Consider the following 7,539-nt stretch of genomic DNA (forward strand, 5'->3'; position numbering starts at 1 on the left):
CCGCTGGTGCGCTGGAAGCCGGATTTCACCTTCGAGCCGGTGCTGCTGCAGAGCTGGGAGATCAATGCGGACGCGACGGAATATGTGCTCAAGGTGCGCCCGGGGGTGAAATGGTCGAACGGCGACGATTTCACCGCCACGGATGTTGCCTTCAACATCACGCGCTGGTGCGAGAAGGATGCCGCCGGCAACTCGATGGCCGGGCGCATGACCGCGCTGATCGATCCCGACACCAAGGTGGCGCGCACTGGTGCCATCGAGGTTCGCGACGGCCACACCGTGGTCCTGAAACTGTCTCAGCCCGACATCACCATCATCCCAGCGATGACCGACTATCCGGCATTGATCGTCCACCACACATTCAATCCGAAGGCGGCGCCACTGTCGGCCAACCCCGTTTGCACGGGCCCGTTCGAACTTAAAAGACTCGATGTCGGCGTTGCTGCCTCGGTGCGCAAGCGGCCGGACGGGTCGTGGTGGGGCGGCGAGGTGTTCCTCGACGGCATCGACTGGACCGACTACGGCACCGACTCGGCCGCCACCGTCTCCGCATTCGAATCCGGTGAGATCGACCTGAATGGGCAGACGCAGTCCTATGACGTCGCCATGCTCGACAGGCTGGGCCTGAAGAAAAGCGAGATCGTCACTGCCGCCACCCTGGTCTCGCGCTGCAACGTCAACGCCAAACCCTATGACGACAAGCGCGTGCGCAACGCCATACAGCTTGCGGTCGACAACGAAGCGGTGCTGCAACTGGGCGCCGACGGCATGGGTATCGTCGCGCAGAACGATCATGTCGGACCGATGCATCCCGAACACGCCGACTTGCCGCCGATCAAACGTGATCCGGTCCGGGCCAGGGCATTGCTCGAGGAAGCCGGCCAGCTCGATTTCGAATTTGATCTGATCTCGGTCGAAGCCGATTACCGCAAGGAAAGCTCCGATGCCGTCGCCCAGCAGATGCGCGACGCGGGCTTCAAGGTGAAACGCACTGTCATCCCGGAATCGGCATTCTGGAACGACTGGACGAAGTATCCCTTCGCGACCACCAATTGGAACGCCCGACCGCTCGGCATCCAGACCTATGCGCTTGCCTACCAGACCGGTTCGGCATGGAACGAGACAGGGTTCGCCGATCCCGACTTCGATGCCAAGGTCCACAAGGCCAACGCCATCGCCGATCCGGAGCAGCGCCGTGCGGTGATGAAGGAACTGCAGGTCATGCTGCAGGATTCCGGCATCATCGTTCAGCCCTACTGGCGAAAGCTGTTCTGCCATATGAAACCTGCCTTGATGGGCTACCAGATGCATCAGGCCTATGAGCAGGACTTCACCCGGGCCTGGCTCGCGGCCTGATCGCGGGCAACCCTTCCGACAGGCGGCGCATTTTCCGGCGCCGCCCTTCGCCTGCTCACCGGGAAAATTGCGCCGAAGCGTCGGCATCAAGGGCGCTCGAGGAGCAGTGCAGGCTTCGCATCGGGCATGATGCACAGGTGCGGCCACACGCGCCATGCCTTGGCAGGTCGGCCGGAATCCCGGGCCGCTGCACCGGACCGGCTGGCACATCAAGCGTGTTAAACATTCTGGTTTCCGCCTCTGTCATCATCAAGCTCCGGTTCATGGCTGGAGCTTACTTTTGACTGATGGAAGTGAAACCCGCTTTCCCGGGCAACGACCTTCCCGAAAACCGGGAGAATTCGCGCTCTTGGTACCGACAGGAACCGAAGCGGCAAGATCGAGCCGCATGAGCGGTCTGCCGCCGCCTGATGTTTATGCCGGATCTCAACAGGTCTCTGCCGCTCAATTGAACTGAATTCGCCTGCTTATTGCGCGGAACTCCAGCCTGTCTCGGGCGTTGGACGCCAATATCTGCAAGATATTTTCCGGTCGACGACAGGCAGTATTATGAAGCTGGCGAAACGCCCCGAGCCACACACGGTCTTCGGACATGAAGCAATTTTGCGGTTGAGATCGCGGAACATGCGGCGTTATTTCCATCCTACCTGGAGACCTTAAATTGCCAGTTCGAATATGCTGCGTCTTTGGCAGCTGGCAATTGCTCAGCCTGGTTGCCTCTCTTCGCCAGTCAACAATGGATGGAAGCTCCCCGGCGGATGAGGAGCATGAGGATTACCTTCTGCTCTATGAAACGGCCGGCGTTTCCGAGCATTTCAAGACCGGTCTTGCTGAACTTGCGTCTACAGTATGGACCTGGAAACGGATCATATGGGCATACGACCTTCTGACGTCCGAGCGTAAATATGGGCAACTGCAAATTTTCCGGATCCATCGTCTGATCCGAGACACAATTGGCATCGACGCGAGTTCCGCGGTTGAAATCTGGGCCTGCTTCGTTAACCGGCCATCGGAAAAAATACTGCTGGACTCATACCCAGAAGCCAAGATCGTTTTGTATGAGGATGGCTTGACGTCATACCTTCCATTCGAAATTTCAACCATGTCATGGCCGCCAGGCACCAGGTTTAGACGGCGCATCACCGGAGCCTTGATTGCAGGACTCTCTACAATTTCACCGGCGTTCCGACTGAGGAAAGCGGCCGACAAGATAGAAAGACACCATCTGAGACGGGTGACAAAGTTTTATTCTTTGCTCCACGAAATCCCCATTCACGATGCTCTGGAGAACGTACCAAGATTTCAGGTCGGCGCTTCGCTGATGCGCGACGTAATAGATGAAGCCTGCAGGGATGCGCTTTCCGGCGGCAATGAACATTGCCGTGCGTCAGCCAACCCACGGATCCTGCTGCTCGGCCAGGCATTGTCGCGAAACGGCATAATGTCGTACGCGCACGAGGCGGCGATCTATAGACGCATTGCGGAGCAGATCGTTGAGAGAGGATACGACGTCGTCTGGAAGGAACATCCCAGAATAAGCACGCCCTTCTTCCCCGAATTGCTGGATACCATCGGCAATGTGACGGCCGACGCCAGCACCAGGATCATGGAGGCGAACCTTCCGCACATATATCCGATAGAGCTTGTCGTATCCCGGATGAACATTGTTGGGTGCGTCTCCGGCACGTCAGCTGCCCTTCTCTACCTGAAGTGGCTTTACGGCATCAAAACATACACATTTGCGGAAACCTTGATCCCCCTGATGACTGGCGCGGATATTCTGATGAGCGAAATGGTGAAAGCCCATGCGGAGCCCTTTTCAGGGCTCCAATCTTTGAACGCAACCAAGGATCCGTTGAAAGGCGGCAGCCCCGAACAGGTTGAACACGATCCTTTGAATCCAACTCAGGCAAACTCGATCTGAGACACCATCGATGTCAAAGCCGCTTTCAGTCCTTCAACGTGCCACCAGGGCCGACGTTCGATCAGAGCCGTTTCCACACATCATCCTGCGCGACGCCCTTCCCCTCGATCTCTACCAGGAGTTGGCCGACACGTTTCCCGCTCCGGAAGCGCTCGAAATTGATACGCGCCGCAACAACACCAGATGGGACTATGAGGCCCACCGCGTTCGGTCGAACGAAGCTGTGCCGCAAATATGGCGCGATTTTATCGCCTACCACGTATCTCAAGCATTTTTCGACGAACTCGCCGACCTGTTCTACGACGATATTCACAAGCTTTACCCTGATTATTATCCCAATTATGAACGCCTCAAGAGTATGAAAGCGGGCATCAGGTTTAGTGACACCTATGCAACGCGCGACATACTGATGGATGCGATGCTCAGCGGGAACACGCCGGTAACCAATGCCGGATCGGTGCGGACAAGCCACATCGACAATGGCGACAAGCTATTTTCTGGCCTGTTTTATATGAGGCCGGAAGATTATGATGCCGTTGGCGGGGACCTGACAATTAGTCGTTTCAAGTCCAAATACGCCACGCTGAAAGCCAAAGCGACACTCTTCAATGATGCCTATGTCGACGACACCCATTTGGAATGCGTCGAAACAGTTAAATACGACAAGAACATTCTTGTATTGTTCATCAATTCGATTGAATCGGTCCACGGCGTCACAGTCCGCCAACCCACCAACAAATCCCGGCTTTTCGTCAACCTGGTTGGAGAAGTCGAAAAGCCATTCTACATCAAAGGAAAAAAGATACGGCCGCGCTATGTCCCGGCGCATCAAGACCAGGATGAGGCGGAACAGACCTGGCTGAAAAGGCTCAAGCAAAAATTGCGGCTTTGAAAGACAACGTCGTCGATCTGAGTTTCAGCCTGAACCGCCAATACCGAGCCGGTTTCGACCTTCGCGGCGGGCAGGCACAGATTGGAGCAGAATGAGACTTCATCCAGCCGCCGAACGGATTGCTTTTTTCAGCACGCTTGTCGCTGTTCTTGTCCTTGCACTGGTGCCTATACCCGGACTCGAGGAGTACGGGATCGATATCGGTTTCCATTACGACAAGCTGAATCACGCCAGCGCCTTTGCCGTCATGACTTTCCTTGGAGGGCTCGGCTGGCCTGATCGCAAGATCAGGCTGATCGTCTTCCTTGCAGTTGTTGGAGCGGCGATCGAGGTCCTCCAGGGCACGGCGCTGATACGACGTGATCTGGACGTGTCCGACTGGGTTGCCGATTGCGTCGGCATCGCGTGTGGCCTCGTGGCCGTGATCTGTGTGAACTGGATCTTGCGGCGCAGAGGTTGAGCCTGTTCTCAAGCCCTTTGTGCACGGGGCCGATAGCCAGAGGAGTTCGCCCCCGGCTCCATTGACTCGGCGAAATCGGATTGCAACGGTCCGATCCGAGAGTGGGCGGTTTTTTCTACCTTGGCCGGACAGATGAAGCTTCGGGCGCGGCACCCAGGAAGCGCGCCATCAGTATTGAGGGACGATGACGATCAAGATCAGGCTTCCGGGTGGCGTGTTGAAGGTCAAGCAACGTCATGAGTTGCGGCGACGGGAGCACAAGGGCGAAGTCCCGGTCTGGCAGTTTGGCAAATATTTCGTCATCTGGTGGCCCAGTACAATTCCCGATCGACCCTCCAAGAGCTCGAATACTGACGATGAGCTTGAAATGAACATTCCATCGACTGGAGAAAGCACGTAAGCTCTATGCATCATGGCTTTGCGAATCAGATTGCCGGGGGGCACACTGAAGGTGAAGACCTACCGCGAACTGCGTGATCGCGAGCGGGATCGCAGGGTGCCTGTGCTGAAACTGGGATCGCTCTATTTCGTCTGGTCCTCGGCCAAGCATCATTCGCACAGGCACAGTCCGCGGCCCTGACATTTTTTGCCGGGCGAAAACCGCTTGCACACTTTTCCTGAATTGCTCCGGAGCGGCCCCTTCGCAGGCAGCGCAATCTGGATCAGCTTGCCTCGCGCATCGCCTCGGCCGCCTGCAGGTCCACCGACACCAGTTGGCTGACGCCCTGCTCGGCCATGGTCACGCCGAACAGCCGGTTCATGCGCGCCATGGTGATGGGATTGTGGGTGATGATGACGAAACGCGTCTCGGTGGTGGCCGCCATCTCGTCCATGAGATTGCAGAAGCGTTCGACATTGTGGTCGTCGAGCGGCGCGTCGACTTCGTCGAGCACGCAGATCGGCGCCGGGTTGGTCAGGAACACCGCGAAGATCAGCGACATCGCCGTCAACGCCTGCTCGCCGCCGGACAGCAGCGTCATGGTCTGCGGCTTCTTGCCGGGCGGGCGGGCAAGAATTTCGAGGCCAGCCTCGAGCGGATCGTCGGATTCGATCAACTGCAATTCCGCCGTGCCGCCGCCGAACAGATGCGAGAACAGCCGCTGGAAATGGCCGTTGACGACCTCGAAGGCGGCCAGCAACCGCTCGCGACCTTCGCGGTTGAGGCTCTGGATCGCCTGCCTGAGCTTGCGGATCGCCTCGATGATGTCCTCGCGCTCGGAGACGATCGCCTCCAGCCGGTCGGATAGCTCCTTCTGCTCCTCCTCGGCGCGCAGGTTGACGGCGCCGAGCCGTTCGCGCTCGATCTTCAGCCTGTCGAGTTGACGCTCGATCTCGGCCATCTCAGGCATCGGGCTGTCGGCCTCCAGACCGGTGTGGCGGATGACCAGATGCGGCGGCGTGTTCAGCGTTTCCTGTATGCGCGCCTCGACCTCCAGCCGGCGCTCGTCGGCCGCCGTCAGCCGCTCTTCGGCGCGAACGCGGGTCTCGCGCGCCTCGGCCAGGAACTGGATGGCGCCGGTGGCGGCCTTGTCCCGTTCGGATTGCCGGTTCTCCGCTTCCTGCAGACGGTCGGCCGCCGCCTTGCGCAAGCTCTCGGCCTCGGTGAGCTGCGACAGCAAGGCACGCCGCTTGGCGTTGATTTCATCGGGAGCATCGGCCAGCCGCTCGCGTTCGGCCTCGGCCTCGGCCTTGCGTTCGCCGAGCGATGCGATCTGCGTCGAGGCGTTTTCGGCCCGCTCCAGCCAATTGCTGCGCTCGGCGCCAATGGCATCGAGCCGGCGCGCGCGCGCCTCGGCTTCGCGCCGAAGCCCCTCATGCACCGCGCGCGCATCGGCAAGCGCGGCGCGGTCGCGGGCGACATTGGCCGAGGACTGTTCGAGCTGCAATTGCAGATCGCCAAGATCGGGCGCGTCCTGCAGCAGCATTTCCGCCTCGGCGAAGGCGGCCGAAATCTCCTCATGGCTGTCGACGATGCGGGCGCGCGCTTCATCGAGTGCGGCGCGCCGGCTCTGCAATTCGCCGCCGGCCCTCTCGGCCTCGGCCAACGCATTGCGGGCAGCGTCCAGCCGATGCTGAGCGTCACGACCGGCCTGGCGCGTGTTGCGCTCGGCCTCGCTTGCCAGGCGGAGCGCCTGTTCAGCCTCTCCCAGCGCATCCTCGGCCTGGCGCAGGACGAGCGTCGCTTGTATCGCCTCGGCATCGAGCTCAGCCAGCCGGTTCTTCTGCGCCAGCCGTTGTGCTGCGGCGGTCGGCGCATCGGCGCTTGCGGTAAAGCCATCCCAGCGCCAGAGCGCGCCTTCACGGCTGACCAGCCGCTGGCCGGGAGCAAGCAGCGACTGCAACCGGCGGCCGTCGCCGGCGGCATCGACGATACCGATCTGCGCCAGGCGGCGGGCGAGCTGTGCCGGCGCGTGGACCACGCTGGCCAAGCTTTTAACGCCTTCCGGCAGAGCCGCGTCGCCGGGCTGGATCGCGCTTTCGCCCCAATGCACCGGCGCGCTGCGGTCAAGCGGCACGTCGAGGTCTTCGCCAAGGGCCGCACCCAGCGCCGTTTCGAAACCGCGATCGACGCTGATCTGCTCCAGCACGGCCGGGAAGAGATCGCCGCTGGCTGCATTCAGGATTTTGGCCAGCGTGCGCGCTTCGGTTTCGATCCGCGCCAGCTCGGCCCTGGCATCCTGAAGCGGTGGCCGGGCAGAACTTTCCGTGGCGCGGGCATCGATGACAGACTGCTCGGCCTCAGACACGGCAGCCTCGGCCTCCTCCAGCAGCGCCATGGCCTGTTCGACCAGCACCCGCTTCTCGGCCGGATCGGGCAGGCCAGCGACCTTGGAGAGTATCTCAGACAATTCCCGGTCGACATCGGCAAGCTGGCGCGCGAAGCGGTCGCGGCGTTCGGCGGTGTCG

6 protein-coding genes and 1 pseudogene are annotated in these 7,539 nt (G+C 60.2%); 6 read left to right on the top strand and 1 reads right to left on the bottom strand.

The window, feature by feature from the left end:
• The 6 genes from EN939_RS13790 to EN939_RS39715 all read left to right on the top strand — a co-directional run.
• Nucleotides 1-1,356, top strand: a 1,356-nt coding sequence (locus EN939_RS13790; RefSeq protein ID WP_164750982.1) for an ABC transporter substrate-binding protein, incomplete at its 5' end; no start/stop codon positions are given.
• A 700-nt stretch (nt 1,357-2,056) separates the two neighbouring features.
• On the top strand, nt 2,057-3,280 hold the full coding sequence (locus tag EN939_RS13795) for an alpha-2,8-polysialyltransferase family protein (RefSeq protein WP_245456773.1): 1,224 nt from the start codon (nt 2,057-2,059) through the stop codon (nt 3,278-3,280).
• Nucleotides 3,281-3,290: 10 nt separating this feature from the next.
• Nucleotides 3,291-4,172: a hypothetical protein gene (locus tag EN939_RS13800; RefSeq protein WP_127268449.1), complete on the top strand. Its 882-nt coding sequence runs from the start codon at nt 3,291-3,293 to the stop codon at nt 4,170-4,172.
• 91 nt (nt 4,173-4,263) lie between these two features.
• A complete protein-coding gene (locus tag EN939_RS13805; RefSeq protein ID WP_127268450.1) occupies nt 4,264-4,632 on the top strand; it encodes a hypothetical protein in 369 nt (122 codons plus the stop codon).
• 184 nt (nt 4,633-4,816) lie between these two features.
• Complete coding sequence (locus EN939_RS13810) at nt 4,817-5,032, top strand: hypothetical protein (protein WP_127268451.1); 216 nt, start codon at nt 4,817-4,819, stop codon at nt 5,030-5,032.
• Between the two features lie 51 nt (nt 5,033-5,083).
• Nucleotides 5,084-5,212: a hypothetical protein gene (locus EN939_RS39715; protein ID WP_272483091.1), complete on the top strand. Its 129-nt coding sequence runs from the start codon at nt 5,084-5,086 to the stop codon at nt 5,210-5,212.
• A gap of 82 nt (nt 5,213-5,294) precedes the next feature.
• Here the strand turns inward: EN939_RS39715 and EN939_RS13815 are convergent.
• A pseudogene (locus tag EN939_RS13815) lies at nt 5,295-7,539 on the bottom strand (chromosome segregation SMC family protein); the annotation flags it as partial.

Source organism: Mesorhizobium sp. M7A.F.Ca.CA.002.05.1.1 (assembly GCF_003998335.1).
Lineage (GTDB): Bacteria > Pseudomonadota > Alphaproteobacteria > Rhizobiales > Rhizobiaceae > Mesorhizobium.